Source organism: Chitiniphilus eburneus (genome assembly GCF_005048205.1).
Lineage (GTDB): Bacteria > Pseudomonadota > Gammaproteobacteria > Burkholderiales > Chitinibacteraceae > Chitiniphilus > Chitiniphilus eburneus.
This window is the reverse complement of record NZ_SUMF01000034.1, coordinates 1-26299: the sequence shown is the minus strand read 5'-3', so window position 1 is coordinate 26299 and position 26299 is coordinate 1. Positions and strand designations below refer to the sequence as shown.

The window sequence follows — 26299 nt, the reverse complement described above, 5'->3', positions numbered from 1 at the left end:
GTTTCCGAGCAAAGCGAGGCGCGCTCGCAGCGACGAGGGCGGGGGAAGTGGATTCGATCGGTCGCACAGGCGCTACGCATCTGCCGCAACCTCCTTGCGTACCGCCTTGCCGGCGTAGACCTTGGCCTTGAAGGGCTCCAGGCCGATGCGATCCACCACGTCGATGAAGCGCTCGTCGCCTTCGCGGCTTTCGACGAACACATCGATCAGCTTGCCGATCACGTCCGGCATTTCGTCCTGCGCGAACGAGGGGCCGATCACCTTGCCGATGCTGGCGCCAGCGCCCTGGCGGCCGCCCAGGCTCACCTGATACCACTCGGACCCGTTCTTGTCCACGCCCAGGATGCCGATGTTGCCCACGTGATGGTGCCCGCAGGCATTCATACAGCCCGACATGTTGAGGTCGATCTCGCCCAGATCGAACAGATCGTCCAGGTTGTCGAATTTTTCCTGGATCGCCTGCGCGATGGGAATCGACTTGGCATTGGCCAGCGCGCAGAAATCGCCGCCGGGGCAGCAGATCACGTCGGTGAGCAGGCCGATGTTCGGCGTGGCGAGGCCCAGGTCCTTCAGTTGCTCCCACAGCGCGAACAGGTCGGACTGCCGGACATCGGCCAGGATCAGGTTCTGCTCGTGCGAGGAACGCGCCTCGCCAAAGCTGTAGCGGTCGGCCAGGTCGGCCACGGCATCGAGCTGGTCGGCGCTGATGTCGCCGGGGGCGACGCCGGTCTTCTTCAGCGACAGCGTCACCGCCGCGTAGCCGGGCTGCTTGTGGCTGGATACGCAGCGCTCCACCCAGCGGGCGAAGGCCTTGCTGTCCAGCTGGGCCTGCTGGAAGCCGGCATCGACGGCCGGCAGCGTGGCGTAGTCGGGGGCGGTGAAGAAGCGCGCAACGCGGTCGATCTCGGCCTGCGTCAGCGTGGTGGGGCCATCCTTGAGGTGCGCCCACTCGGCATCGACCTTGGCGCCGAACGCCTCGGGCGTCATGGCCTTGACCAGGATCTTGATGCGCGCCTTGTACTTGTTGTCGCGCCGGCCGTAGCGGTTGTACACGCGCAGCGCGGCATCGAGGTAGGACAACAGGTGCCGGGGCTCCAGCCACGGCTTGATCAGCGCGCCGATCATCGGGGTGCGGCCCAGGCCGCCACCGATGTAGACCTGGAAGCCGACCTCGCCAGCCTCGTTGCGCACGATGTTGAGCCCGATGTCGTGCACCATCACGGCGGCGCGATCCTCGACCGTGCCGTTCACCGCGATCTTGAACTTGCGCGGCAGGTGGGCGAATTCGGGGTGGAAGGTGGACCACTGGCGGATGATTTCGCACCACGGCCGCGGATCGACGAGTTCGTCGTGCGCCACGCCGGCAAACTGGTCGGTGGTGGTGTTGCGCACGCAGTTGCCGGAGGTCTGCACCGCGTGCATCTGCACCTGCGCCAGCTCGCCCAGGATGGCGGGCACGTCCTTCAGTTCGGGCCAGTTGAACTGGATGTTCTGCCGGGTGCTGAAATGGCCGTAGCCCCGGTCATAGGTGCGGGCGATATGCGCCAGCTTGCGCAATTGGCGGCTGGCCAGCATGCCGTACGGCACCGCGATGCGCAGCATCGGCGCATGACGCTGGATGTACAGCCCGTTTTGCAGCCGCAGCGGCCGGAATTCGTCTTCGCTCAGCTCACCGGCGAGGTAGCGCCGGGTCTGGTCGCCAAACTGGGCGACGCGGGCGTCGACGATCTGTTGATCGATCGGATCGTATTGATACATGGTGTGTCGGAACCTGTCGTAGTCGTGCCGTGTCCACGCTGCGTAGAACGCACCGCGCGCCGCGCCGGACGGCGCAAACCAACGGCAATACCGGAAACGTCCGACTATACCAGTCGGCCCTATAGATAAAAAAACCGATTATCTCTATGGATAAGCCCGTGGGTACTAACCGCACCGGCCTTGCGCTGCCTCACGGGAAGGCCGGAGATCGGAAGATGCCGATTGCGACCGTCACCTTCAGCCGATAAGCTTTCTCCTCTTTTACACCGTTTACCGTGGTAAGCCATGACCGCCTCCCGACTCGCCATCCAACGCCTCGACTACACGCCCCCCGACTTCCTGATCGATATGGTGGACCTGACCTTCGAGCTGGAAGAAAGCAACACGCGCGTGGCCAGCCGGCTGGTGATGAAACGCAACCCGCAGGCAGCCGACCCGGCAGCGGCGCTGGTGCTGCACGGCGAGGCGCTGCTGCTGGAAAGCGTGAAGCTGGATGGCCGCGCGCTCGCCTCGCACGAATACGAACTGAGCGACGACCGGCTCACCCTGCCCGGCGTGGGCGATTCGGTCATCGTCGAGATCGTCACCCGCGTGAACCCGCTGGCAAACACCAGCCTGATGGGACTGTATGTCTCCAACGGCAATTTCTTCACCCAGTGCGAAGCCGAGGGCTTCCGCAAGATCACCTACTACCTGGACCGGCCGGACGTGATGGCCAAGTTCACCACCACGCTGATCGCCGACAAGGCCCGCTACCCGGTGCTGCTGTCCAACGGCAATCGCGTCGGCGAAGGCCATCTGGACCGCAATCGCCACTGGGTGAAATGGGTGGACCCGTTCCGCAAGCCGTCGTACCTGTTCGCGCTGGTGGCCGGCAAGCTGGTATCGCTGGTCGACAAACACCAGACCCCGAGCGGACGCACGGTCAACCTGGAAATCTACGTCGAGCCGGGCAACGTGGACAAATGCCACCACGCGATGGCGTCGATCAAGAAGGCGATGACCTGGGACGAGCAGCGCTTCGGCCTGGAATACGACCTGGACACCTACATGATCGTGGCGGTGTCCGACTTCAACATGGGGGCCATGGAAAACAAGGGCCTCAACATCTTCAACACCAAGTACGTGCTGGCCAAGCCCGAAACCGCCACCGACGCCGATTTCGACGGCATCGAATCGGTGGTGGCGCACGAGTACTTCCATAACTGGACCGGCAATCGCGTCACCTGCCGCGACTGGTTCCAGCTTTCGCTGAAGGAAGGGCTCACCGTCTATCGCGACCAGGAATTCTCCAGCGACGTAGGCAGCCGCGCGGTGCAGCGCATCCAGAATGTGCGCAGCCTGCGCGAATACCAGTTCGCCGAGGACGCCGGCCCGCAGGCCCACCCGGTGCGGCCGGACAGCTACCTGGAGATCAACAACTTCTACACCTGGACGGTGTACGAGAAGGGTTCGGAAGTGGTGCGCATGTACGCCACCCTGCTGGGGCGCGAGGGCTTCCGCAAGGGCATGGACCTTTATTTCAGGCGCCACGATGGCCAGGCGGTGACCTGCGACGATTTCCGCGCCGCGATGGCCGACGCCAACCAGGTGGACCTGGCGCAGTTCGCCCTGTGGTACAGCCAGGCCGGCACGCCGCAACTGACGGTGGAAGGCGCATACGACGCCGCCGACCGCACCTATACCCTGACCGTGCGCCAGCGTTGCCCCGCCACGCCAGGCCAGCCGGTGAAGCGGCCGTTCCATATCCCGCTGGCGCTGGGGCTGCTGGATCAACGCGGCCAGCCGCTGCCGCTGACCTTGCGCGGCGAGCGCGAGGCCGGCCCGACCAGCCGGGTGCTGGAAGTGCGCGACGCGGTATCGCGCTTTGTCTTCACCGATCTGGCGGAGCGGCCCATCCCGTCGCTGCTGCGCGACTTCTCCGCGCCGGTGAAGCTGGACTACCCCTACACCGACGATGAACTGGTGTTCCTGATGGCGCACGACGAAGACGACTTCGCGCGCTGGGAGGCCGCCAATACCTACGCACTGCGCCTGTTGCGCGAGGGCTACGCGGCGGCCGGCCGGGGCGAGCCGGTGGTGGTGCCGGAGCGCTACCTGGAGGCCATCGGCAAACTGCTGGCCAACGAACGGCTGGACCCGGCGCTGGTGGCGCTGATGCTGGAGCTGCCCAGCGAGCAATACCTGTTCGAGGCGCTGGACGAAGTGGACCCGGCCCTGCTGGCGCAGGTGCGCATCACCGTGCTGGAAACGCTGGCGCGCGAATTGCGCGGGCCACTGCTGGCCACCTATCAGCGACTGAACGATGGCGAGCCGTACCGCTTCGATGCCGAGGCAGTGGCACGGCGCAGCCTGAAGAACGTCTGCCTGGCCATCCTGGCCGAGCGCGAAGGCCCGATGGTCAGCGAACTGCTGGTCAACCAGTATCGCCGCGCCGACAACATGACCGACCGGCTGGCCGCGCTGCGCTGCCTGGCGCAACGCGAGCACCCCGAGGAATACCTGGAAGACTTCGCGCAGACCTGGCAGGACGACGCACTGGTGATGGACAAGTGGTTCACCATCCAGGCGGTCAGCCGCCGCCCCGGCGCACGCACGCGGGTGGAACAACTGATGGCGCACCCCGCGTTCTCGATCCGCAATCCGAACAAGGTGCGCGCGCTGATCGGCGCGTTCTGCCAGCAGAACCTGCAACACTTCCACGCGCTGGACGGCTATGGCTATGCCTTCGCCGCCGATCGCATCGTCGAGCTGGATCGCATCAATCCGCAGATCGCGGCGCGGCTGGCCGCCTGCTTCAACCGCTGGACCAAGCTGGAACCGCAGCGCCGGGCGCTGATGAAGCAGGAGCTGGAACGCATCGCAGCGGTGCCGGGCCTGTCCGCCGATACCTACGAGATCGTCAGCAAGGCGCTGCAACAGTGAGCGGCCCGGGGCCGGACATCGTGATCGGCCCGGCCTCGCCGGCCGACGCGCCGGCCCTGCTCGCCTTGCAGCGATTGGCCTATCGCGGCGAGGCGGAGCGCTACGGCGACTGGAACCTGCCGCCACTGACCCAGACGCTGGCCGCGCTACAGGCCGAGTTCGAATCCGGCATCGTGCTGAAAGCGGAACACGACCGCGAGCTGGTCGGCTCGGTGCGCGCCACGCTGGTCGAGCAGGAAGGCCGCATCGGCCGGCTTATCGTGCATCCGGCCCGGCAGCGCCAGGGCATCGGCTCGGCGCTGCTGCGCGCCATCGAATCCGCCTGCAATGCCGAACGCTTCGTGCTGTTCACCGGCAGCCGCAGCGTGGACAACCTGCGGCTCTATCAGCGTCATGGCTACGTGGTCAGCCATACGGCCACGCTGTCGCCCACGGTGGAACTGGTCTATCTGGAGAAACGCCGCGCGTAACGGTAGCGCTCAGCGCTGACGCGGCCGGCTGTTGAATTCGTCGTTGAGCTTTTGTTCCTGCTTGGCTTCGCGCGCCAACTCGGCCGCCTGGTGGCGGGTTTCCAGCGCCTCGTAGGCCTTCACCTTCTTCTCGCACTCGTGCCACGCATCGCGACACTGCTCGTAGGCCTGCTCCAGCCGCGCCACCTCGCCGCGCTGCGCATTGGCGGCGGTATCGAGCTTGGCGAGGAAATGCTGGAAATCGCGCCACTGCACCACGGTGATGCCGCCCTGCCCGCTCGACATCAGCCGGCCACGGTATTCGGCGCGGAAGTTCTCGACCTGCTCCAGCTTCTGCTTGCCACTGAGCAGCGCAACCTGCGCCGCCTGCATCGCCCGCGCCGCCTCTTCGCGGTCGTCACGGGCCATGTCCAACAGAAAGGCAAAGCGAAACTTGGCCAAAGACCTACTCCCGACAACGTTATCGACCAGTATCCCCGTCCCGGGCCTGCGAGCGGGTTGACGCCGCTCAGTTGGCGAACAATTCGGCCAGCTTCATTCTAGCGCCCTGGTAGCTTTCACGTTCGTGGATGTTCTGCTGGAGGAAGCGCTCGAACGCCGGATGGCGGCGGATGGCGTCGTCCAGCACCGGGTCCGAGCCGGGCGCGTAGGCGCCGACAGCGATCAGGTCACGACTGCGCTGGTAGCGCGACCACAGGTACTTGAACTTACGCACCAGCTCCAGCTCTTCGTGGGTGATGATGTCGTGCATCACCCGCGAAATCGAGGCCTCGATATCGATCGCCGGGTAGTGGCCGGATTCGCCCAGTTGCCGCGACAGCACGAAGTGGCCGTCGAGAATGGCGCGGGCGTTGTCGGCGATCGGGTCCTGCTGGTCGTCGCCCTCGGACAACACGGTGTAGAACGCGGTGATCGAGCCGCCGCCCTCGCGGCCGTTGCCGGCACGCTCCACCAGTTGCGGCAGCCGGGCGAACACCGACGGCGGATAACCCTTGGTGGCGGGCGGTTCACCCACCGCCAGCGCGATCTCGCGCTGCGCCATGGCGTAACGGGTGAGCGAATCCATGATCAGCAGCACATGCTTGCCTTCGTTGCGGAAATACTCGGCAATGGCGGTGGCGTAGGCGGCGCCATACAGCCGCTGCAATGGCGGGGTGTCGGCCGGCGCCGCCACCACCACCGAACGGGCGCGGCCTTCGTCGCCCAGGATATTCTCGATGAAATCCTTCACTTCGCGGCCGCGCTCGCCAATCAGGCCCACCACCACCACATCGGCGGTGGTGAAGCGCGCCATCATGCCGAGCAACACCGATTTGCCCACGCCCGAGCCGGCAAACAGGCCCAGCCGCTGGCCGCGGCCGACGGTGAGCATGGCATTGATGGCGCGCACACCGACATCCATCACATAGCGGACGGGCTCGCGCTCCATCGGGTTGAACGGGCGCGCGTACAGCGGCATGAAGCCTTCCTGCTCCAGCCGCCCCTTGTTGTCGAGCGGACGGCCAAGGCCGTCGAGGATGCGCCCCAGCAGGCCCCAGCCCACCGGCACCTGCCGGCCGTGATCCTCCAGCCGGCGTTGCGGTGGGCGCGGCTTGCCATATTCGGGCACCCAGGCAGCGATGTCCTCGTGCGGCATCACCTCGGCGCCCGGTTCCACGCCATACAGCTCAGCGATCGGCATCAGGAACAGCTTGTCTTCCTGGAACCCCACCACCACCGCTTCCACCGGGTGGCCACTGGGCGTCATCACGTCGCACGAGGCGCCGATGGCGAGCCGCAGGCCCACGGCCTCCAGCACCAGCCCGGAGACACGCGTCAGCCGGCCACGCGGCAACCAGGGCCGCACCCAGCGCACCGCCTGCGCGCATTCGTCCAGATAGCTCTGGCGGCGGCCGGTGAGATCAGTCATCGTCGACACTCCGCAAGGGCGCGCTGTCGGCCAGCGGGTCGATGGCGCCCGATTCGAACGGCGGCAGGAACGAAGCCGGCGCGGGGTCTGCCGCGCCAGCGGCGGGCAACGGCGCGGGCGGCGCTTCGTCCGCGACCGGCGCCGGCTCGGCCTCCCACGCCAGCTCCTTGTGCTGCTGCCGGCCCAGGACGCGGATCAGGTTGGCCCAGCGCGTGCCGAGCGTCAGGTCGGCGCTGGAGGTGGCCGAATCGATGCGACAGCCGCCCGCTTCGACCTGCGGGTCGGGCACCAGGCGCCAGATATCGCCGGGCAACTCGCCGCCCAGCAGGCCCTCCACCGCATCGTGGTCGGCGGGATTCAGGCTGATCCGCGCCGGCACGCGCAGCGGCGGCAGGGTGGCCACCGCCTCGCGCACCACGGGGATCAGGCGCTCGCGGTCGGCCATGATCTCCTTGCGCGCCTGTTGCCGCGCGATCACCAGCGCCAGATCGAGTACCTTTTCCGACAGTTCGGCATCCAGCCGCACCGCCATGGTCTCCAGTTCGCCCAGCACCGATTTCAGCCGCGAGACTTCCACCTCGGCGGCCAGCCGGCCAGCCTCGAGGCCCGCTTCGAAGCCTTCGCGCTGCGCCTGTTGCTGGATCGCCTCGATTTCCTCGGCAGTGGGCCAGTTGACCTCCGGCGGAGGCGGGACGGGTTCCGGCTCGGGTTCGGCCGGCGCCGGTTCGGGCTCGGGTTCGGGCGCGACCGGCTCCGGTGCGGGCGGCGGCGGGGGCGGCTGTTGCGCCTGCTGCTTGGCGGCGGCGACGGCGCGCGCGCGCTCCTCGGCCTCTTCGTTGAGCGCACCAAGTTCCCAGCGTTCCCAGGCGGTCAGTTCTTCTCGGGGGATCACGCGGCGCGGTGGCGTCGGCATGGCGAAATCTCTTGGCTAGATAGGACAACGACAGGGCCGCGGAGCGCGGCCCTGTCGCAAGAATAAAGGCTGAAACGGTGATTGGCGAGCGGCTGGGACCTCGACCGGCCCGGCGAGCGGGCCGGAACGTCGGCGCGGGGGAGAAAGCGGGGCCGGGCCGACGGGGCAAAACGACGCCCCCGGCCCGCGAGGTGCCGCCGCCCTATTCGACCAGGCCTTCCTCGCCCTTGCCGGACAGGACGATCTGGCCTTCGTCGGCCAGTCGCCGGACGATCTTGAGGATTTCCTTCTGCTCCGATTCGACTTCGGACAACTTGACCGGCCCCTTGGCCTCCAGGTCGTCGCGCAGCATTTCGGCGGCACGCTGCGACATGTTCTTGAAGATCTTGTCCTTGAGCACCTGGCTGGTGCCCTTCAGGGCGATCACCAGCGAATCGGACTGGATCTCGCGCAGCAGCAACTGGATGCCGCGATCGTCCACGTCCATCAGGTTGTCGAAGGTGAACATCTTGTCCTGGATGCGCTGCGCCAGCTCGGGGTCGTACTCGCGCACGCTGGAAATCGCGCTGGCCTCGACCACGCCGCCCATGAAGTTGAGGATTTCCGCCGCCATCTGCACGCCACCCATGGCGCTCTTCTTGAGCTTGTCGGTGCCGGACAGCAGTTGGGTCAGCACATCGTTCAGTTCCTTGAGCGCGGCGGGCTGCACGCCCTCCAGCGTGGCGATCCGCAACAGCACGTCGTTGCGCAGGCGCTCGGTGAACTGGCTCATGATCTCGGACGACTGATCGGGCTCCAGGTGCACCAGGATGGTGGCGATGATCTGCGGGTGTTCGTTCTTGATGAGTTCGGCGACAGCGGCCGAATCCATCCACTTGAGCGATTCGATGCCGTTGTTGTCGTTGCCTTGCAGGATACGGTCGAGCAGGTTGGCGGCCTTGTCGGAGCCGAGCGCCTTGGTCAGCACCGAGCGGATGTATTCGTCGGCGACGCCCAGATTGGCGCGGTTCTGGGTGGAGGCGATGAAATCGCCCAGCACGACGTCCACTTCCTCGCGCTTGACGTTGTTCATGTTGGCCATGGCAAAGCCCAGGCGCTGGACTTCCTTGGGGCCGAGATACTTGAACACGTCCACGGCCGCTTCTTCGCCCAGGGTCATCAGCAGGATGGCGCCTTTGCGCACCCCTTCTTCATTCATGTTGGCAGCCATGCCGAACCTCCCGCTCGGGCCATTGCCCAGGCCTTCGATGAAGACCCGCCGGATGCGCTTTGCATCTCCTCCGGCTGGAGTATGTCGATCAGGGAAACAGGCCGGCAGCCGCGATGCGCGCCGGACCAAACCTCAGCAGGACGCTCAACCCAGTTTGTTCGGGTTGGCGTTTTCTTCTTCGTTCGACATCCATTCGCGCAGGATGGTGGCCACCATGCGCGGGTCGTTCTTGGCGATTTCCTTGCTCTGCTGCAACAGGTCGGCAAAGGCGGCGGAGCGCTGGATTTCCTCCTCGCCGCCGACCATCGCGCCGTCGTCGTCCGCTTCGGTATCGCCCAGGTCGAGATCGTAGGTGCCCGGCACGTCGCGCGGACGGGCCAGATCCTTCATCAACGGGCGCACCACGAAGAACAGCAGGTACAGCACCACCAGGCCGATCAGGGCCAGCTTGATCAGCTCGGCATAGTTTTGCTTCACGTAGTCGAGCGCCTTCTCCTGCAACGGCCGCACTTCGAGCGGCAGCGAGTCGGCGAAGGCGGCGTTCACCAGGTTGACCGAATCGCCACGCTGCTGGTTGTAGCCGATGGCTTCGCGCACCAGGTTGTTGAGCTGGGTGATTTCCTCGGGCGTATAGGGCAGATAGGTGGCCTTGCCCGTCTTGTCGAACCCCGGCTTGTAGTTGACCACCACGGCGGCGGACAGGCGCTTGACCGTGCCGACCGGCTGCTTGACGTGCTGCACGGTCTTGTCGACTTCGTAGTTGGTGGTCGATTCGTTGTGCGAATTGGCGCTGCCGCTGGTGGCGGCGGCAATACCGGAAGCCACCGGCGCGGTGATGGGCGCCGCGGCGGCGCCGGGCGGCTGGTTGGACAGCGCGCCGGGGACGCCGGCCGGATTCTGCTCGGTATTGCGGCCCTGGGTGCTCAGCGTCTGGCGGCTGCGGATCGCGGCCTCGGAAGCATTGTTGGGGCGGAAGGTCTCGGAGGTCTGCTCCACCTCGGCGAAATCGAGCTGCGCGGTGACCTCGGCGCGCGCATTGCCCTTGCCGACGATGGGCTCAAGAATCGCCTGCACGCGATCGACGTAGTTTTTCTCGATCTGCTGGACATACAGCAACTGCCGGGCGTCGAGGTTGGAGGCATTCAATTCGGGCGCGCGCGACAGCAGGTTGCCGTCCTGGTCCACCACGGTGACGTTCTTGACCGGTAGCGCGGGCACGCTGGAGGACACGAGGTGGACGATGCCGGCGACCTGGGCATCGTCGAGCACCCGGCCCGGCCGCAGCGTGAGCATCACGGAGGCGGTGGGCTTTTGCTGATCGCGCAGGAAAACCGTCTGCTTGGGCATCGCCAGATGCACGCGCGCGCTGTCCACGGCGGCGATGGTCTGGATGGATCGCGCCAGTTCGCCTTCCACCGCGCGCTGGTAGTTCACCTGTTCGGCAAACTGCGAGATGCCGAATTTCTGGTTGTCCATCAGCTCGAAGCCGACATTGCCGGATTTGGGCAGGCCCTGCGCGGCCAGCCGCAGCCGCAGGTCATAGACCTGATCGGCGGGCACGGAGATGGTGCCGCCTGCTTCGAGCTTGTAGGGGGTATTGGCCTGTTGCAGCGCCTGGACAATGGCACCGCCTTCGGCGTCGGGAATATTGGTGAACAGGATGCGATAAGGCGGTTCCCGCGTCCACAGCGAGTAACCGATGATCACGGCGATGACGGCCGCAATGCCCACCATGATGGCCAGGCGCCGCACACCGGAAAGCGCGGCAAAACGCTGCCGCAGCGCCTGCGGGCCGCTTGCGGTTATCAGATTGCCGTCAGCCGCTACGCCCGCCTCTGCCATAAATTACCGTGAATCGCCCCGAGCAGAACCCGCAGTCAGACCTGCATGTTCATAATTTCTTGATAGGCGCTGACGAGCTTGTTCCGTACTTGCACCATGGTCTGGAAGGAGAGGCTGGCCTTTTGCAGCGATACCATCACGTCCTGCAAATCGGCCTGGGGTTCGCCGGCCTGGAATGCCGCCTGCTGGGCCTGGGCCTCCTGTTGCATCTGGTTCACCTGGTCGAGCGAACTCTTCAGCAGATCGGAGAAATCCGGGCCTTCATTCGCGGCGGGCGCCTGTGCCGGAGCCTGTCCCGCTGCCAGCGAGGACATGGCCTTCAATTCACCCAGCAGTTGGTCGATACCTTGCACGCTCATGACTCGCCTTCCTTCAAGCGAAATTGTAGGGGCCGTAACGATACGGGAGCAAGCAATTCCTGCGCCAGGGACAGCGCGCTGGCACATTCATGCTACACCGGGTCGGCGCCGTCCTCTTCGCGATACTGCTGCAACTTGTAGCGCAACGTGCGTTCGCTCATGCCCAGCCGCTCCGCCGCCAGCTTGCGAACGCCCCCACAGGCCTTCAGTGTTTCAAGAATATGGTGCTTCTCCAACCCCTTGATATCGGTCGGAGCCGTGTTTTCGCCAGTCTCACCCGACGACCGGACAGACGCCGCGACGGCAGCTTTTGCCGGTACGGTCGGCAAATACAGGTGCTCCGCCTGGATTTCGTCGCCCGGCGCGAGAATCAGCGCCCGCTGGATCACGTTGTCCAGCTCGCGGATATTGCCTTCCCAGCCATTGGCCTCCAGCATCTGCTCCGCGGCATGGCTCAGGGTCGGCGGGCGGCGCCCGATGCGCGCGGCATGCCGCGCCAGCATCGCCCGCGCCAGCGGCAGGATGTCCGATGGCCGCTCCCGCAGCGCCGGCAGATGCAGCGGAAACACGTTCAGGCGGTAATACAGGTCTTCGCGGAACTGCCCCGCCGCAACGGCGTCGGCAATATCGCGGTTGCTGGTTGCAACCACCCGCACATCCACGCGGATCGGCCGCGCGCCCCCTACCCGCTCGACTTCCCGTTCCTGCAATACCCGCAGCAGCTTGGCCTGTAGCGGCAGCGGCATTTCGGTCACTTCGTCCAGCAGCAGCGTTCCGCCGTTGGCCTGTTCGAACTTGCCGATATGCTGGCTCGCCGCGCCGGTGAACGCACCGCGCTCATGGCCGAAGAAAGTGGATTCGAGCAGTTGCTCCGGCACCGCGGCGCAATTGACCGCCACGAAGGCATGTTCCGCCCGCGTGCTGGTACGGTGGATGAAACGCGCCAGCACCTCCTTGCCGGAGCCCGATTCGCCGGAAATCAGCACCGAGGCATCGGAGGCGGCAACCCGTCGCGCCATGTCCAGCAGCCCGCGCATGGCCGGGTCCTCGGCGATGACGGTATCGTCCTCACTGCCGGGCAGCATGTACTTGGCCACCTCCTGCAACAACTGGTCGGGCTCGAAGGGCTTGGGCAGGTAGTGGCAGGCGCCGGCGTGCAACGCGGCCACGGCCTTTTCCACCACGCCGTAGGCGGTCATCAGCATCACCGGCAGCCACGGATAGCGGTGCTTGACCTCGTACAGCAGCGTTTCGCCATCCATGGGCTGCATCTGCACGTCGGACAGCACCAGCGCGACGCGTTCGTTCTCCAGCCGCTTCAGCGCAGCCGCGCCATCGCTGGCACTCAATACCGAGTAACCGCCCAGCTCCAGCGTATCGGTCAGCGCATCCCGCAGGTCATCGTCGTCTTCGACGATCAGGATCGGCAACGACATGCACGATTCTCCCTCTGTAAATAGTCCGGCATCCCCCGGGCCTGCCGCCCGGGGCGCCTATCCACCAAATTTGGTGACCAGCACCATCAGGCGCGCGGCGATTTCCCGCAGCGGCAGAATCTCGTTGACGCCCCCGAGCGCAATCGCCTCCTTGGGCATGCCGAACACCACGCAACTGGCGGCATCCTGGGCGATGTTGTACGCGCCCGCGTCGTGCAACTCACGCATGCCCTGGGCGCCATCGCGGCCCATGCCGGTGAGGATCACGCCAAAGATGTTCCGGCCACCGACATTGGCCGCGGAACGGAACAGCACATCCACGGACGGCCGATGCCGGTTCACCGGCGGTGCCTGCGACAGTTCGCAGACATAGCTGCCGGGCGAACCGGCCAGCAGCAGATGAGAATGGCCAGGCGCCACATAGGCATGCCCCGGCAGAATCCGCTCGCCCTGCTTTGCTTCCTTGACGGTGATTTTACAAATGGAATTAAGGCGTTCGGCGAAGGATTTGGTGAACAGTTCCGGCATGTGCTGCGCGATCAGGATCGGCGGCGCGTGCGCGGGGATGGGCAGCAGCAGATCCTTGAGGGCTTCCGTCCCCCCGGTGGAGGCGCCCACCACGATGACACGCTCCAGCCTGGCCGGCACGCGCGGGTGCAGCGGCAACACGATATCCGCGCTGTGGCTGGGAGGCACCGAGATCGTCGGAAGCTCGAGGATGGAGGGGGGGCTCCCCTGCGGGCCGCGTCGTTGGTCTTTGTCTGCTGCCATGTGGAGATCGTCGCGGCGGAATTAGGGAACAAAACAGAAAGGCAACATGGTGAACAGGCTCTTGCCGGGGTGCAAGTGCTCCAGGGCGAATCGACCTAACTCAAGGAATGGTGTGCTAATCCTGCCGCGCGCCTTTGATGCGATAGTAGGCATGCACTTCGCTCCCCGTGCCACGATATTGCAACGACGCGCACAGCGCGCGGACCAGGGCGATGCCGCGACCGCTGAGGCCGCCGGCAAAAGCCAGGTCCTGGGCCAGCCAGTGCCGCCAGTCGAACCCTTGCCCACTATCCTTGACCACGATGCGCAGGTAATCCTGGCCGTCGATGCGCATGCCCGAGAGATCGAGCTCCAGTTGGCCTTGCGTCAGGCCAGCCAGCCGCTTGGCCCGCTCGTTCAGATAGAACTCTATGCCTTCCGGCTCGCGCTTGAGCGAAGAATCCATCCCCAGCACGCCGTGATCGAGCGCATTGACGAACAATTCGGTCAGGATCAGGAACACATCGGACTGGCTTTCGTTGGAAGCGATCACCTTGTTGATGAAGTTCATCATGAACGGCACGGTGTTGATATGCTGCAACTCATGCGCGCCCAGCGTGAGGCCGTAGCGCCACTGCGGTTCGTCGGTTTCCTGCAAGCCGCTCAGGTCGGGCGCCCCCCCCGGGGGGCCCTCTTCGGGCAGGATGCGCTGGGGCAGGCCGCAATGCGCCATGATCAGCGAGATATCGTCGTGGTGCGGGGCGCTGTCGAGGTGGACGGTCAGCAAACGCTTGACCTCCGCCATCCGCTCCTCCGGCGGGCAGTTGGCGAGCGTTTCCATCAGCCGCGCGGCGCCGAATGGTTCGCCCAGCGGGCTGCGCGCCTCGATCAGGCCGTCCGAATACGCCACCACGCTGCCGGGCGAATCGAAGTAATGCCGCTCGGGAATGACATCCATCGCCTCGGTCGGCACGATCCCCAGCGGCAGGTGCGCCGACTTCCAGACATGCAGGCTGGTGCCGTCCAGCCCGATCAGTTGCACACCCGGCATGCCGCCGTTCCAGACATCCACCCAGCCGTTGACCTCGTCGATGGCGATCAGCACCACCGCGACGAAGCGCCCCACCGGCAGGACCTGCCGCACCTTGTTGTTCATTTCGGTGAGGATGTCGGAAAGCGCGTAGCCCTTCTCGGTCATGCTGTAGAACGGCTGGGTCAGCGGCAGCACGTTCAAGGCGGCGGTCAGGCCGTGGCCGATCCCGTCGGCCAGCAGCACATAGAGGGATTGGCCCGGCGTGCGCGCCGCCGCGATCAGGTCGCCCGAGAGGCTTTCCGCCGGCGTGAGCCAGTATTCGAGCAAGGGGTCGTACAGCCGTTCGGCGTTGACCATCTGTTCCATCAGATGGCGCACCACGCGCTTTTCTTCCTCGGCGCGGTCGTAGTAATCCGCCAGCTTGGCGGATTGCTCGCGCACCTTGCGATTGAGTTCCAGCGTGCGGTCGAAGGCCTTGAGCTTGGCCTCGAGAACCCGGAAGTTGACCGGCTTGTTGATGTAATCGTCGCCACCGCGCTCGATGGCTTCGGCAAGGCGGTTCTCTTCACCGATCCCGGTGACGAACACCACCGGCACCCAACTGGCGCCCGCCTCCTGCTTGATGGCGATGGCGGCTTCCGGGCCGCTCATCACCGGCATCATCATGTCCATCAGGACCATGTCGGGCCGCTCGGCCCGCCACACCTCGACGGCCTGCCCGCCATCGCGGGCAACAATGGATGTATGCCCCAGGGCCTCGACGAACCGGGAAATCAGCAATAACACCGCTTCGGTATCGTCAACGACCAGTATTTTCATGCGTGGAACAGGTCAGCGTATCGTGAAGATCTTGCCGAAGCAGGCGATCTCCAGCACTTGCTTGACGGTATCCCGGCAGTTGACCAGCGCCAGGCTCTTGTTCGCCACGCCAATCTTTTCCTTCAATAGCAACAACATGCCCAGCGCAGAGCTGTCCAGGTAATTCACATTCTGGAAATCGACCAGCACTTCCTTCACCGACGGATCCGCGATCAGCGTTTCGCACACCTGGCGAAATTCCCGGTGCGCGCTGAAGTCGAACTGCCCGGAGAGGATGACACGACCCACATCCCCTTCGATCTCAACGGTTGGCGTCATACGAAATCAACCTCTTGTACGGTTTCAAATCCAAGCATTCTTGACATACTGACACAACCCTTAAGCCATGCCGGCGCTCATCATACATTAGATGGCGACACCCACAGTGGCAACCGTAGCACGAACTCGCTGCCCTGCCCGGGGGACGACGAAACCGCCACACTACCACCGAACTGTGACATCAGATTCTGCACGATGGCCAACCCCAGCCCGGTTCCATCCTTTCGGGTGGTGAAAAAGGGCTCGAACAGGCGTTCCTGGACCTCCGGGCTCATGCCCCGGCCGGTATCGCGCACGGAAATCACCAGTTCCCCCTTGTCGCCCGCCAGGGTTACCGCGATTGTGCCACCAGCCGGGGTGGCGTGCATGCCATTGTCAAGCAGGTTCAGGATGACGCCCTGCAACTCCTTGCGATTGGCCACGACCTCCATCCCGGCCTTGGGCAATGTCGCATGCAACGTCACCCCCGCCGCATCCAGTTGCGGCTGCATGGTCTGAAGCGCTTCGTGGACACAGCCCACCGCGTCGAACCGCTCCTGCGACAGCGACTGGCCGCGCACGAAGCGCAGCATGTTCTGGATCAGCGACTCCAGATGCCGCAGGCGCATCAGCGTTTTTTCCGCGAAACGGATACGTTCGTTCTCCGCCAGCGTGGGTTTGGTGAGGTTGGCGCTATAAAGCAGTGCCGTCGCCAATGGCGTACGCAACTGATGCGCCAATCCGGCCGCCATCTCCCCCATTGCGGCCAGGCGTTTATGCCGCACCAGATCCTGCTGCAATGTCCAGCTTTCGGTCAGATCCTGCACCAGCACAATTCGACTGCTTTCCTCCGGCATTTGCCCTTCACTTAAATTCAATCGCAGAGTCACGTCAGAATGGGAATAGCTCCAGAGATCGGTGGCCGAATCCATTTCCAGGTGCGATTCGGTAAATGCACGCCAATCCATTCCTTCGTCCAGTGGAAATAGCAGCCGATGCGCCGCGGGATTCATCGCAATCACTTTCCCGGAACCATCAACTTCCAGAACACCTGCTGGCAGATGCGCCAGTAATAGTGAAAGGCGGCGGGATAACGCGGCCTTTTCCTCCAATTCACGGACCAGGTTTCCATTGGTTATCTCCAGTTGGCGAGTCAGCGATTCGACCTGTTGCTGTAGCTCCGAGTAAGCCTCGGTGAGCTGCGCGGACGCCATTGTGAATAATGAAAACGCTGTTTCCAGCTCTTTCGGGTCCAGACTTGGTGGGTGTTCTGCCAATTGCTAGCTCCTTGTCCCCTAAGTTCTTTTGCATTATAAAGAACTGAAATTGCCGGCAGGCATTAGTATTTACGGGTTTCGAGCAATTGACCGGCGCTTGATGCTCGTCATACCCTGCCCTTCACTTTGTGTTCCAATCGAGCAACAACTCGGTTGTAAGTTTTCCTAACGACCACCCATCGGCCTAGCGCCCCGGAGTCGCATCGTGTCCGAACTTCTGAAAACCATTGACGCCCGAACCAAGCTTGCAGGCACCAACAAGCTGGAGATCCTGCTGTTCACCCTGGGTGTGGACCAACGTTCAGGCCGGCGGGAAAACTTCGGCATCAACGTATTCAAGGTGCGCGAAGTCATGCGCACCCCCGAGATCACCCAGGCACCGGAAATGTCCGATGCCGTGGAAGGGATGGTCAGCCTGCGGGGCGTACTGGTGCCCGTGGTGGATCTTGCCAAGTATGCCGGCATCGTGACCAACACGCGCCCGGAAATCATGATCGTGACCGAATACAACGGCCACACGCAGGGGTTTCTGGTCGAGGCGGTCGATACCATCCTGCGGCTGGACTGGTCGTCGATGCGCGTGCCGCCCGACATGCTGATCACCCAGATGGGCGGCCTCGTCACCGCCGTGACCGAGCTGGACAACGGCAAGCTGGTGATGATGCTGGACGTCGAGAAAGTGCTTGCGGAAACCACGCAGACCGACGAAAACATCGACACCAGCCTCGTCGTGCGGGACCACAAGTTCGCCGACAAGATGGTGTTCTTCGCCGACGACTCCATCGTGGCGCGCCGGCAGATCGAAGTCACGCTCAATGCCATGGGCGTGCACCAGCAGCATGCCATCAACGGCAAGCGCGCCTGGGACGAACTGCAACGGATCGCACAAAGCGCCGCCATCCAGGACAAACCGGTGAAGGATATCCTCCATCTGGTACTGACGGATGTCGAGATGCCCGAAATGGACGGCTACATGCTGACCCGACTGATCAAGACCGATCCCCGCTTCGCCGGTATCCCCGTCCTGATGCATTCCTCGCTGTCCGGCGCATCGAACCAGAAGCTGGGGCATTCCGTGGGCGTGGATGGCTATGTGTCCAAGTTCGAGCCGCACAAATTGTCCGAGAGCATCGCATCCTTCCTGCTGAAAAGCTGATCGCCCTTCATCCATCCTCAAAGCGCCGCCGCATCATCCACTGGGAGTCAATCCATGAGCCTGAGCACCGTCCAAGCCAATCTGCTTGAAAGTGTGGATGCCCGCACCAAGCTGGCGGGCTCCAACAAAATGGAAATCCTGCTGTTTTCGTTGGGAACCCGCGAAATCTTCGGCATCAACGTCTTCAAGGTGAGGGAAGTCTCCCAGACGCCGAAGATCACCAAGACGCCCAACATGCCACTGGGCGTGGAAGGCGTGATCTCCTTGCGCGGGAACATCATTCCGGTCATCTCGCTTTCCAAGTTCGTCGCCACGCACGACAAGCCGCCGGCCGACGCGAACAGCACGATGATCGTGACCGAATTCTCCAAGCACACGCAGGCCTTCCTGGTGCACGACGTGGATCGCATCATCCGCGTGGACTGGGACAAGGTGCGCGCGCCGGAATCCATGCTGTCGGGCACCCAGCAACTGATCACCGCCCTGACCGAGCTTCCCGACGGCAAGCTGGTATCGATCCTGGACGTGGAGCAGATCCTCGCCAGCGTGATCGGCGAGCCGGTGATCCCCGATCTGCCCAAGGGGCAGGTCAATCCCGAGTCCTACATGTTCTTCGCCGATGACTCGATGGTGGCCCGCAAGGAAATCGTCAGCGTGCTCGACAAGATCGGCATCAAGTACTACCAGGCGAACAACGGCAAGGAGGCATGGGAAAAACTGCAGAACCTGGCCAACCGCTCCGGGCACGATAACGAACCGTTGCGGCAGAAACTTAAGATGATTCTCGTAGACGCGGAAATGCCGGAAATGGATGGTTATGTGTTGACCAAACACATCAAGTCCGACCACCGCTTTGCAGGGATTCCCGTGGTGATGCATTCATCGCTGTCTTCCAACGCCAACCGCGCCATGGGCGCGAGCGTCGGCGTTGATGCGTATGTGGCAAAATTCGACCCCATCGTGCTGGCCGATACCGTCACACCCTTCGTTGTCGGCTAAGCTTGAGTCCCGATTCAAATCACGCGCGGTTAGACGTGTGAATGGAGCTAGATAATGCCTGACAACAATATGCGTTTTCTCGTGGTGGATGATTTCTCCACCATGCGCCGCATCGTGCGAAACCTCCTGAAGGAACTGGGCTTCTCCAATGTGGAAGAAGCCGAGGACGGACAGGTGGCATTGCACAAGCTGAAGAACACGACGTACGACTTTGTGGTGACGGACTGGAACATGCCGGTCATGACCGGCATCGAGTTGTTGAGAGCCATCCGCGCAGATGCGCAACTCAAGCATCTGCCGGTATTGATGGTCACGGCGGAGGCCAAGAAGGAGAACATCATCGAGGCAGCAACAGCAGGGGCATCGGGCTACGTCGTCAAACCGTTCACCGCGGCGACGCTCGACGAGAAGCTGAAGAAAATCTTCGCCACCATGAATAAGTAAGAAGGCTCAAGGAGGCCAACCGTGAGCGACCAAGCCCTCAATAGCGGTGATTCCGCAGAACTGGAAGCGCTGTTCGACAGCATTGTCCAGGCGCAGCAAGAAGATACGCCCAGCGCACCCGAGCAGGCCCAGGCAGCCCCCGCCGCCGCCGCCAAGCACGCGCCGACGGAAGAAATGAGCGAACCGGCGCGTTCGATGTTCTCGCAGATCGGCCAGCTCACCCGGAAACTGCACGATACCCTGCGCGAGCTGGGGCTGGACAAATCGCTGGAACGCGCCGCATCGCAGATTCCGGATGCCCGCGATCGCCTGTCCTATGTCGCGACCATGACCGAACAGGCCGCCGACCGCACCCTGAATGCGCTGGATGCGGCCCGCCCGCTGCAGGACGGCATTGCCAACGGGGCCCGGGCCCTGTCGTCGGACTGGGACAAGCTGTTTGCCAACCAGCTCTCGGTGGACGAATTCAAATCGCTGGTGGAAAAGACGCGCACGCATCTGAACGCCACGGCGATGCATTCGGACCAGATCAACGCGCAGATGCTGGAAATCATGATGGCGCAGGACTTCCAGGATCTGACCGGACAGGTCATCAAGAAGATCCTGATGATGTCCAAGGATATGGAAGCCCAACTGCTGGAGTTCCTGCTGGCCTTCTCGCCACAGGCACTCAAGCACGATGAAAGCCTGTTGAACGGGCCGGTCATCACGACCGAGGGTCGCACGGATATTGTGACCAATCAGCAACAGGTCGACGACCTGTTGGAAAGCCTGGGCTTCTGATCAGCCAGGCGGTACAGCGTAACGATTAGCATCGCATTTGGGAGGCCGAGATGAGCGACTTTGCCGGCATGGAAGACTTACTTCAGGACTTTTTGACCGAATCCTCGGATTTGCTGTCGGAAGTCGATAACAAGCTCGTGGAACTCGAAAAGCGGCCGGACGACAAGCACCTGTTGAACGACATCTTTCGCGGCTTCCACACCATCAAGGGTGGCGCGGGGTTCCTCAATGTCGATGTGATGGTGAGCCTGTGCCACCGCACCGAGAACCTGTTCGACAAGCTGCGCAATGGCGAACTCGCGCTGACGCCGGAGCTGATGGACAGCATTCTCGCCGCCACTGGCGTCGTTCGCGACATGTTCACCTCGCTGACCCAGGGGCGTGCGCCGCAAGCGGCCTCGCCCGAGCTGATCGCCAATCTGGATGCAACCTTGCAAGGCAAGCCCATCCAGCAGGCCGCCGCCGCGCCACAGGCGCCCGCGGCTCCCGTCGCAACGCCGGTGGCCCAGGCGCCGGCCCCTGCCCAGGCGGCAACGGGCAACAGCGGCCAGCAACCGGACTGGAACGGCCTCTACAACGCCCTGCTGGACGTGGAGGACGACGAGGACGATGACGAATCGCGTCCGCTCGCCGTGGCGGAAAGCCTCCCGGTCCAGGCCCCCGTCGTGGCACAACCGATGCAGACCCTGCAACCCGCCGTGGCCACCAAGGCCCCGCAAGCCGCCGCGCAGCAGTTGTCGTCCGCGACGCAGGAAACCACGATCCGGATCGACACCGTCCGTCTCGATCAGGTGCTGAACCTGTCCGGCGAAATCGGCCTGACCAAGAATCGCCTGACCACGCTGCGCGCAGACGTCATGGCCGGGAAGATGGATACCCCGACCATGAAGGCGCTGGACGAGGCCATCAGCCAGCTCGACCTGCTGGTCAGCGACCTGCAGAACGCGGTGATGAAAACCCGGATGCAGCCGATCGGCCGGCTGTTCCAGAAATACCCCCGCCTCGCGCGCGATCTGGCCCGCCAGTTGGGCAAGGATGTCGAACTCGTCATTACCGGCGAGGAAACCGAACTCGACAAGACCATGATCGAGGATCTGAACGATCCGCTGGTCCACTTGGTCCGCAACGCGGTCGATCACGGCGTGGAAACCCCCGCCGAGCGGATCGCCGCCGGCAAGCCGGCGAAGGCGGTGGTCGAGTTGTCCGCCACGCAGGTGGGCGACCATATCCTGATCGAAATCACCGACGATGGGCGCGGCATGCGTCCGGACGTGCTGCGCAAGAAAGCCATCGACAAGGGCGTGATCGATATCGAGACCGCCAACAGCATGGACGACAAGCAGAGCCTGCATCTGGTGTTCCTGCCGGGCTTCTCCACCAAGGACCAGATTTCCAACGTATCGGGTCGTGGCGTGGGCATGGATGTGGTCAAGACCAACATCCAGAAGCTCAACGGCAGGATCGACATCCAGTCGCTGGCCGGCGAAGGCTCGCGCTTCTCGATCTCGCTGCCGCTGACCCTGGCGATCCTGCCGGTGCTGGTGGTCAAGATCTGCGACCAGCCGTTTGCGGTGCCGCTGGCCATGGTGCGCGAGATCATCCCGATCCGGGCCGATCAGGTCCAGGAAGTATCCGGCCGCGCCACCATCGTGGTGCGCGACGAAATCCTGCCGGTGAAATCGCTGGCCGCATTGATCGGCTGGGAAGAAACCCAGGTGCCGCAGTTCGGCGTGCTGATGCAGTCGGCCGAGCACTCCTTCATCCTGGCCGTGGACAGCTTCGTCGGCCGCGACGATGTGGTCATCAAACCGCTACAGAACATCCGCCCACGCGGGGTTGCCGGGGCCACGCTGTCCGGCGACGGCTCCGTGGTGCTGGTGCTGGATATGGAAGACCTGCTTTCGTCGTCGAATGCCGATACTTCGGCGGTGAAGACTTCGCGCCTCGTCGAAAATCCAGCTTGAATGGCGAATAAGCTAGGCTGACGCTAGAATCAGCCGATACTGAAATCAGCGCATCGCGCCGCCGCCCGCAGGTACTCGACAATGACGCAAGAACACGCATATATCGGCCGTCAGCCCATCCTCAACCGTCAACAGCAGATCATTGGCTATGAACTGCTGTTCCGGTTGAACAAGGACGCGACATCCGCCGAGTTTTCCAGTGACATGCAGGCCGGCACCAACGTGCTGGTCAACACGATCTCCAACATGGGCACCGACTGGTTGGTGGGTAGCAAGCTTGCCTTCATCAACGTGGCGGAATCCATGCTGGAGAGCAACTTCCTCGAACTGCTGCACCCGCAACGCGTGGTGCTGGAGATCGTGGAGACCACCACCGCGACGCCCGAACTCCTGGGCCGGATCAAGGAACTACGCAACCAAGGCTTCGGCATAGCCCTGGACGACTTCGTGCTGACGCCGCAGACGCTGCCGTTCATGGAGTACGCCAACTACATCAAGCTGGATATCCAGCAGCTTGGCCTGCCGCAGATTCCGGGGTTGTCCAAGGAGCTGCGCAAGTACCCGGTACTCCAGGTCGCCGAAAAGGTCGAAACCAAGGACGAATTCAAGCAGTGCCTCGATATCGGGCTGGATTGCTTCCAGGGCTATTACTTCGCCCACCCGGAAACCCTGTCCGCCAAGGTGATCAACCCCAGCTACGCCAACATTCTCAACCTGTTGAACATGTTGCGTAACAACGCGGAAATCCGCGATATCGAAAACGCCCTCAAGCGCGATGTCGCCCTGTCGTTCAAGCTGCTGCGGTATATCAACTCGGTGGGCTTCGGCCTGTCGTGCGAGATCCAGTCGTTCCGCCACGCGGTCACCATCCTGGGCTACCAGAAGCTGTACCGCTGGCTGACGCTGCTGCTCGTGACCGCCGGCGCCGAGACCGGCTCCGCCCCTGCCCTGCTCAAGACCGCCGTAACGCGGGGCCGCCTGGTCGAACTGCTGGGCAGCCATCTGCTGGACGGGCAGGATCGCGACAACCTGTTCATCGTGGGGATGTTCTCGCTGCTGGACGTCCTGCTCGACATGCCGATGGATCGCGTGCTCGAAACGCTGATCCTGCCGGAATCGATCAGCGACGCCCTGCTGTCGCGCAGCAACATCTACGGCCCGTTCCTGGAGCTGGCCGAGGCCTGCGAAGACCCGGACATGAGCGAAGTACCGCGTCTGTGCGAGCAATTGCAGATCACGCCCGAAATGCTCAATCGCGCGCACGTGCAATCGCTGGCCTGGGTGGAAGAACTCGGCGTCTGATGCTGGGGGGCGACATCGCCGGATGTACGCCCCCGCCCCAAAAACAAACCCCGCCATGGCGGGGTTTGTTTTTGGGGCCGCGCCAGGATCAGTTGGCGAACTCGGTCTGTTCCACCACGTTCCAGCCACGGCCACGGCTTTCCACCTCGGTGGTCATCTTGGCAGTACCGGCGCCATTCACCAACTCGGCGAACTTCGCATATTGCGCCAGGATGTCCGGCTGGGTCTGCCATGCCGCGGCATTCGCCACCTTGTAGGTGTAGGTCAGCGCGTGGCGACGATATTCGCCCTTTTCCTCTACCGCCTTGTCCTCGGCCACCTTGTCCACTTCCAGCGTGCCGCTGCAAAAGCCCGGGCCGGCAGGTTCGGTCAGACCGGTGTAGTAGTTGGTGCCTTCCTCGGTCACGGTGAACTGCACCATGCCCGCTTCGCCGTCCACCGGCGCAACCTGGATCAGCCCGGCCTTCACCAGCGCGGCCAACTGCGCGCCATTGGGTTCGGTCAGGGTTTCGTATTTCTCGGCAACCGGCTCGCCGAACCGTACCGGAACCGGAATGCAGGTCTTTTCCGCAGTGCTGAGGTAGCTGTTGACGGAATTGATCAGTTCCTGCGGGTTGACGGTGGTCTTTGCCTCGTCGGCGGTCTTGCCGCACGCCACCAGGCCAATCGCCGCCACCGCGGCCACCAGAGCAAGTTTGGTCATTTTCTGCATTGCACGTTTCCTCACGTTAAAGGGCGCCTCATGGAACATGGGGCCAGCGTGCTGGCATCAGCACAAGGTCGAAAGCCGAAAGCTTACACCATGAAGTCGCTCAATCAACTGATTTAAAGCCAATTGCAACTGAATTTATGCAGTAGCGCTCGCCGGTCGGTTCCGGGCCATCCGGAAAAACATGCCCCAGATGGGCGTCGCAACGCGCGCAGCGCACCTCGACGCGGGCCATCCCATGGCTGTAGTCGGGAATGCGGACAATCGCCCCCGGCACCGCCTCCTCCCAGAAGCTGGGCCAGCCGCAACCGGCGTCGAACTTGGTATCCGCGTGGAACAACAACGCATTGCAGCAGATACAGGTGTAATCGCCGGCCTCGTTGCGCAGATAGTGCGAACCGCTGAACGGCCGCTCGGTGCCCGCCTGCCGGGTCACCCGGTATTGCTCGGGCGTCAGGACCGCACGCCATTCCTCATCGCTTTTGACGACTTTGCCGCTCATCGTGTCTTGTGCTCCAGTGATGACCATCGGCGACGACCGTGGCCGCGTCATCGCCCCGCCTCAGCGCGCCAGGTCGCGCAGCGCCCGATCCAGCTTGTCCACGGCGGCCGGCCAGTTGCCCGGCGTGGGTTGCCGCCAGATACGCATGCTCGGATACCAGGGGCTGTCCTGCCGGTCCAGCAACCAGCGCCAGTCGGCATCGAAACGGCTGAGCAGCCATACCGGCTTGCCCAGCCCCCCTGCAAGATGCGCGATCGAGGTACAGGCGGTGATAACCAAATCCAATACAGCCAGATAGGCGGCCGTATCGCCGAAATCGCGCCACTGCCCGCTGGCGTCCCGCAGCTCAAAACCCGCTGCACGGGCTTGTGCAGCCTGGCCTTGTTGCAGGTTATGCCAGCTAATGCCCGGGATGTCGCGCAACCCGCGCAGCAAGCCCAGTGGAATCGATCGCCACAGGTTATCACTTTGTGCCGGGTTTCCGGTCCAGCAAAGGCCCACATTCAGCCCGGGGCCCCGTTCCGCCCCCGCCTGTGCGCCCGAGGGCGCGCGCAGGTAGGGCACCGGGTAGCGACCCAGCGCGGCCTCGTCGAGATGCAGCACCCGCGCCAGCGACATGATGGCCACGGCGTGGGTGAAATCGGCGGGGTCGGGCAGGCTGTCGCAAACCTCGATGCCATCGAGGCTCGCCGCCAGCAGCGCCAGCAGCGCGGGCGGGCACGCCACCGTCACCGTGGCGAACCGCTGCCGCAGCCCCGGCAGAAACCGCGCGAACTGTAGCAGATCGCCATATCCCTGCTCAGCGTGGACCAGCAGGCGGGCGCCGGGTGGCACCGCCTCGCCCAGCCAGGTGGGAAGCGGCAAAGCCGGCAGCGTCCGCCCACACGCCTCCCAGCGCGCCTCGTACCCGTCCCAACCCGGGCGCCAGCGGCCCTGCAACAGATCCAGCGTGCCCAGCGCGTAGCGCGAGCGGGCGCTGTCCTCCAGCGCCACCGATCGTTCATAGGCGGCACGCGCCGCATCCCAGTCGCCCAGCGCCCGGCGACACCCCGCCAGGTTATGCCAGGCGTCGGCATGGGTCGGCGCCTGCGCCACCACCTGCTCAAACCACGCCAGTGCTGCCTCGATGTCCCCGCGCCGCCGCGCGAGGCAGCCCAGGTTATAGCGCGCGCCGGCATGGCCAGGGGCCATGGTCAGCACCGCCTGATAGGCCGCGACGGCCCCTTGTTCGTCACCGCTGTCCAGCAGCAGGTTGGCCAGGTTGTAGCGCGCATTGATGTCGCCGGGGGCCAGGCGCAGCGCCGCCTCCAGCTCGGCGCGCGCGCCGGCCGCATCGCCCAGCGCGCGCAGCATGCTGGCATGGTTCACCCGTAGCGCGGGCGCGGTGGGATCGAGCCGGACCGCCTGGGCCAGCGCCTCGCACGCGGCCGCGTGATCGCCAG

General features: G+C 63.9%; 23 protein-coding genes. 8 read left to right on the top strand and 15 right to left on the bottom strand.

The window, feature by feature from the left end; genetic code table 11:
• Positions 1–72 precede the first annotated feature (72 nt).
• Positions 73–1758 carry a nitrite/sulfite reductase gene (locus FAZ21_RS17735; protein ID WP_136774762.1) on the bottom strand — a complete coding sequence of 562 codons (1686 nt, stop codon included), beginning with the start codon at positions 1756–1758 and terminating at the stop codon, positions 73–75.
• A gap of 285 nt (positions 1759–2043) precedes the next feature.
• Here FAZ21_RS17735 and pepN point away from each other — a divergent pair, with 285 nt between their 5' ends.
• Together pepN and FAZ21_RS17725 are read left to right on the top strand one after the other, a co-directional pair.
• Entirely contained in the window at positions 2044–4683 is a 2640-nt protein-coding gene (gene pepN, locus FAZ21_RS17730; RefSeq protein WP_136774761.1) for an aminopeptidase N, read from the top strand.
• Positions 4680–5153, top strand: coding sequence for a GNAT family N-acetyltransferase (locus FAZ21_RS17725; protein WP_246038774.1), 474 nt, complete (start codon positions 4680–4682; stop codon positions 5151–5153). Before pepN ends, FAZ21_RS17725 begins: the two co-directional genes overlap by 4 nt.
• 9 nt (positions 5154–5162) lie before the next feature.
• On the opposite strand, the gene fliJ is transcribed toward FAZ21_RS17725, so the two are convergent.
• From fliJ to FAZ21_RS17670, 11 genes are all read right to left on the bottom strand, one after another.
• A complete protein-coding gene (gene fliJ / locus FAZ21_RS17720) occupies positions 5163–5594 on the bottom strand; it encodes a flagellar export protein FliJ (protein WP_136774760.1) in 432 nt (143 codons plus the stop codon).
• 67 nt (positions 5595–5661) lie between these two features.
• The gene (gene fliI, locus FAZ21_RS17715) at positions 5662–7062 is read right to left on the bottom strand and encodes a flagellar protein export ATPase FliI (RefSeq protein ID WP_136774759.1); all 1401 of its coding nucleotides are present in this window, start codon (positions 7060–7062) and stop codon (positions 5662–5664) included.
• Positions 7055–7975 (bottom strand): FliH/SctL family protein, encoded by a 921-nt coding sequence (locus tag FAZ21_RS17710; protein ID WP_136774758.1) that lies wholly within the window; start codon positions 7973–7975, stop codon positions 7055–7057. Before FAZ21_RS17710 ends, fliI begins: the two co-directional genes overlap by 8 nt.
• Positions 7976–8177: 202 nt before the next feature.
• Positions 8178–9185: a flagellar motor switch protein FliG gene (gene fliG / locus FAZ21_RS17705; RefSeq protein WP_246038772.1), complete on the bottom strand. Its 1008-nt coding sequence runs from the start codon at positions 9183–9185 to the stop codon at positions 8178–8180.
• Positions 9186–9329: 144 nt separating this feature from the next.
• Entirely contained in the window at positions 9330–11027 is a 1698-nt protein-coding gene (gene fliF, locus FAZ21_RS17700; RefSeq protein ID WP_246038770.1) for a flagellar basal-body MS-ring/collar protein FliF, read from the bottom strand.
• A gap of 35 nt (positions 11028–11062) precedes the next feature.
• Complete coding sequence (gene fliE, locus FAZ21_RS17695) at positions 11063–11386, bottom strand: flagellar hook-basal body complex protein FliE (RefSeq protein WP_136774757.1); 324 nt, start codon at positions 11384–11386, stop codon at positions 11063–11065.
• A gap of 92 nt (positions 11387–11478) precedes the next feature.
• Positions 11479–12822: a sigma-54-dependent transcriptional regulator gene (locus FAZ21_RS17690; protein ID WP_136774756.1), complete on the bottom strand. Its 1344-nt coding sequence runs from the start codon at positions 12820–12822 to the stop codon at positions 11479–11481.
• A 57-nt stretch (positions 12823–12879) separates the two neighbouring features.
• Positions 12880–13593, bottom strand: coding sequence for a chemotaxis protein CheB (locus tag FAZ21_RS17685; protein ID WP_246038768.1), 714 nt, complete (start codon positions 13591–13593; stop codon positions 12880–12882).
• A gap of 115 nt (positions 13594–13708) precedes the next feature.
• Complete coding sequence (locus FAZ21_RS17680; RefSeq protein WP_136774755.1) at positions 13709–15424, bottom strand: fused response regulator/phosphatase; 1716 nt, start codon at positions 15422–15424, stop codon at positions 13709–13711.
• Positions 15425–15436: 12 nt separating this feature from the next.
• Positions 15437–15742, bottom strand: coding sequence for an STAS domain-containing protein (locus FAZ21_RS17675; RefSeq protein ID WP_018748675.1), 306 nt, complete (start codon positions 15740–15742; stop codon positions 15437–15439).
• Between the two features lie 80 nt (positions 15743–15822).
• Positions 15823–16998, bottom strand: coding sequence for a sensor histidine kinase (locus tag FAZ21_RS17670; RefSeq protein ID WP_136774754.1), 1176 nt, complete (start codon positions 16996–16998; stop codon positions 15823–15825).
• 205 nt (positions 16999–17203) lie between these two features.
• Between FAZ21_RS17670 and FAZ21_RS17665 the strand changes: the two genes are divergently transcribed.
• From FAZ21_RS17665 to FAZ21_RS17640, 6 genes are all read left to right on the top strand, one after another.
• Positions 17204–18154 (top strand): chemotaxis protein, encoded by a 951-nt coding sequence (locus FAZ21_RS17665; RefSeq protein WP_136774753.1) that lies wholly within the window; start codon positions 17204–17206, stop codon positions 18152–18154.
• A gap of 54 nt (positions 18155–18208) precedes the next feature.
• Positions 18209–19153: a chemotaxis protein gene (locus tag FAZ21_RS17660; protein ID WP_136774752.1), complete on the top strand. Its 945-nt coding sequence runs from the start codon at positions 18209–18211 to the stop codon at positions 19151–19153.
• 54 nt (positions 19154–19207) lie between these two features.
• Positions 19208–19597, top strand: a complete 390-nt coding sequence (gene cheY / locus FAZ21_RS17655; protein ID WP_136774751.1) for a chemotaxis response regulator CheY — start codon at positions 19208–19210, stop codon at positions 19595–19597.
• Between the two features lie 21 nt (positions 19598–19618).
• Positions 19619–20380: a protein phosphatase CheZ gene (cheZ, locus tag FAZ21_RS17650; protein ID WP_136774750.1), complete on the top strand. Its 762-nt coding sequence runs from the start codon at positions 19619–19621 to the stop codon at positions 20378–20380.
• 50 nt (positions 20381–20430) lie between these two features.
• Positions 20431–22344, top strand: a complete 1914-nt coding sequence (locus FAZ21_RS17645) for a chemotaxis protein CheA (RefSeq protein ID WP_136774749.1) — start codon at positions 20431–20433, stop codon at positions 22342–22344.
• A gap of 81 nt (positions 22345–22425) precedes the next feature.
• The gene (locus tag FAZ21_RS17640; protein ID WP_136774748.1) at positions 22426–23646 is read left to right on the top strand and encodes an EAL and HDOD domain-containing protein; all 1221 of its coding nucleotides are present in this window, start codon (positions 22426–22428) and stop codon (positions 23644–23646) included.
• A gap of 88 nt (positions 23647–23734) precedes the next feature.
• On the opposite strand, the gene FAZ21_RS17635 is transcribed toward FAZ21_RS17640, so the two are convergent.
• The 3 genes from FAZ21_RS17635 to FAZ21_RS17625 form a co-directional block, all read right to left on the bottom strand.
• Positions 23735–24349 (bottom strand): SEN1982 family lipoprotein, encoded by a 615-nt coding sequence (locus FAZ21_RS17635; protein ID WP_136774747.1) that lies wholly within the window; start codon positions 24347–24349, stop codon positions 23735–23737.
• A gap of 109 nt (positions 24350–24458) precedes the next feature.
• Positions 24459–24857, bottom strand: coding sequence for a peptide-methionine (R)-S-oxide reductase MsrB (gene msrB, locus FAZ21_RS17630; RefSeq protein WP_136774774.1), 399 nt, complete (start codon positions 24855–24857; stop codon positions 24459–24461).
• 60 nt (positions 24858–24917) lie between these two features.
• On the bottom strand, positions 24918–26299 hold a 1382-nt coding region (locus tag FAZ21_RS17625; protein WP_136774746.1), incomplete at its 5' end, for a tetratricopeptide repeat protein.

Bases quoted from the DNA above. Each gene is read 5' to 3' on its own strand.
- FAZ21_RS17735 (WP_136774762.1), bottom strand. From the start codon at position 1,758: ATGTATCAATACGATCCGATCGATCAACAGATCGTCGACGCCCGCGTC.
- pepN (WP_136774761.1), top strand. From the start codon at position 2,044: ATGACCGCCTCCCGACTCGCCATCCAACGCCTCGACTACACGCCCCCC.
- fliI (WP_136774759.1), bottom strand. From the start codon at position 7,062: ATGACTGATCTCACCGGCCGCCGCCAGAGCTATCTGGACGAATGCGCG.
- FAZ21_RS17710 (WP_136774758.1), bottom strand. From the start codon at position 7,975: ATGCCGACGCCACCGCGCCGCGTGATCCCCCGAGAAGAACTGACCGCC.
- fliG (WP_246038772.1), bottom strand. From the start codon at position 9,185: ATGGCTGCCAACATGAATGAAGAAGGGGTGCGCAAAGGCGCCATCCTG.
- fliF (WP_246038770.1), bottom strand. From the start codon at position 11,027: ATGGCAGAGGCGGGCGTAGCGGCTGACGGCAATCTGATAACCGCAAGC.
- fliE (WP_136774757.1), bottom strand. From the start codon at position 11,386: ATGAGCGTGCAAGGTATCGACCAACTGCTGGGTGAATTGAAGGCCATG.
- FAZ21_RS17690 (WP_136774756.1), bottom strand. From the start codon at position 12,822: ATGTCGTTGCCGATCCTGATCGTCGAAGACGACGATGACCTGCGGGAT.
- FAZ21_RS17685 (WP_246038768.1), bottom strand. From the start codon at position 13,593: ATGGCAGCAGACAAAGACCAACGACGCGGCCCGCAGGGGAGCCCCCCC.
- FAZ21_RS17680 (WP_136774755.1), bottom strand. From the start codon at position 15,424: ATGAAAATACTGGTCGTTGACGATACCGAAGCGGTGTTATTGCTGATT.
- FAZ21_RS17675 (WP_018748675.1), bottom strand. From the start codon at position 15,742: ATGACGCCAACCGTTGAGATCGAAGGGGATGTGGGTCGTGTCATCCTC.
- FAZ21_RS17660 (WP_136774752.1), top strand. From the start codon at position 18,209: ATGAGCCTGAGCACCGTCCAAGCCAATCTGCTTGAAAGTGTGGATGCC.
- cheY (WP_136774751.1), top strand. From the start codon at position 19,208: ATGCCTGACAACAATATGCGTTTTCTCGTGGTGGATGATTTCTCCACC.
- FAZ21_RS17645 (WP_136774749.1), top strand. From the start codon at position 20,431: ATGAGCGACTTTGCCGGCATGGAAGACTTACTTCAGGACTTTTTGACC.
- FAZ21_RS17640 (WP_136774748.1), top strand. From the start codon at position 22,426: ATGACGCAAGAACACGCATATATCGGCCGTCAGCCCATCCTCAACCGT.
- FAZ21_RS17635 (WP_136774747.1), bottom strand. From the start codon at position 24,349: ATGACCAAACTTGCTCTGGTGGCCGCGGTGGCGGCGATTGGCCTGGTG.
- msrB (WP_136774774.1), bottom strand. From the start codon at position 24,857: ATGAGCGGCAAAGTCGTCAAAAGCGATGAGGAATGGCGTGCGGTCCTG.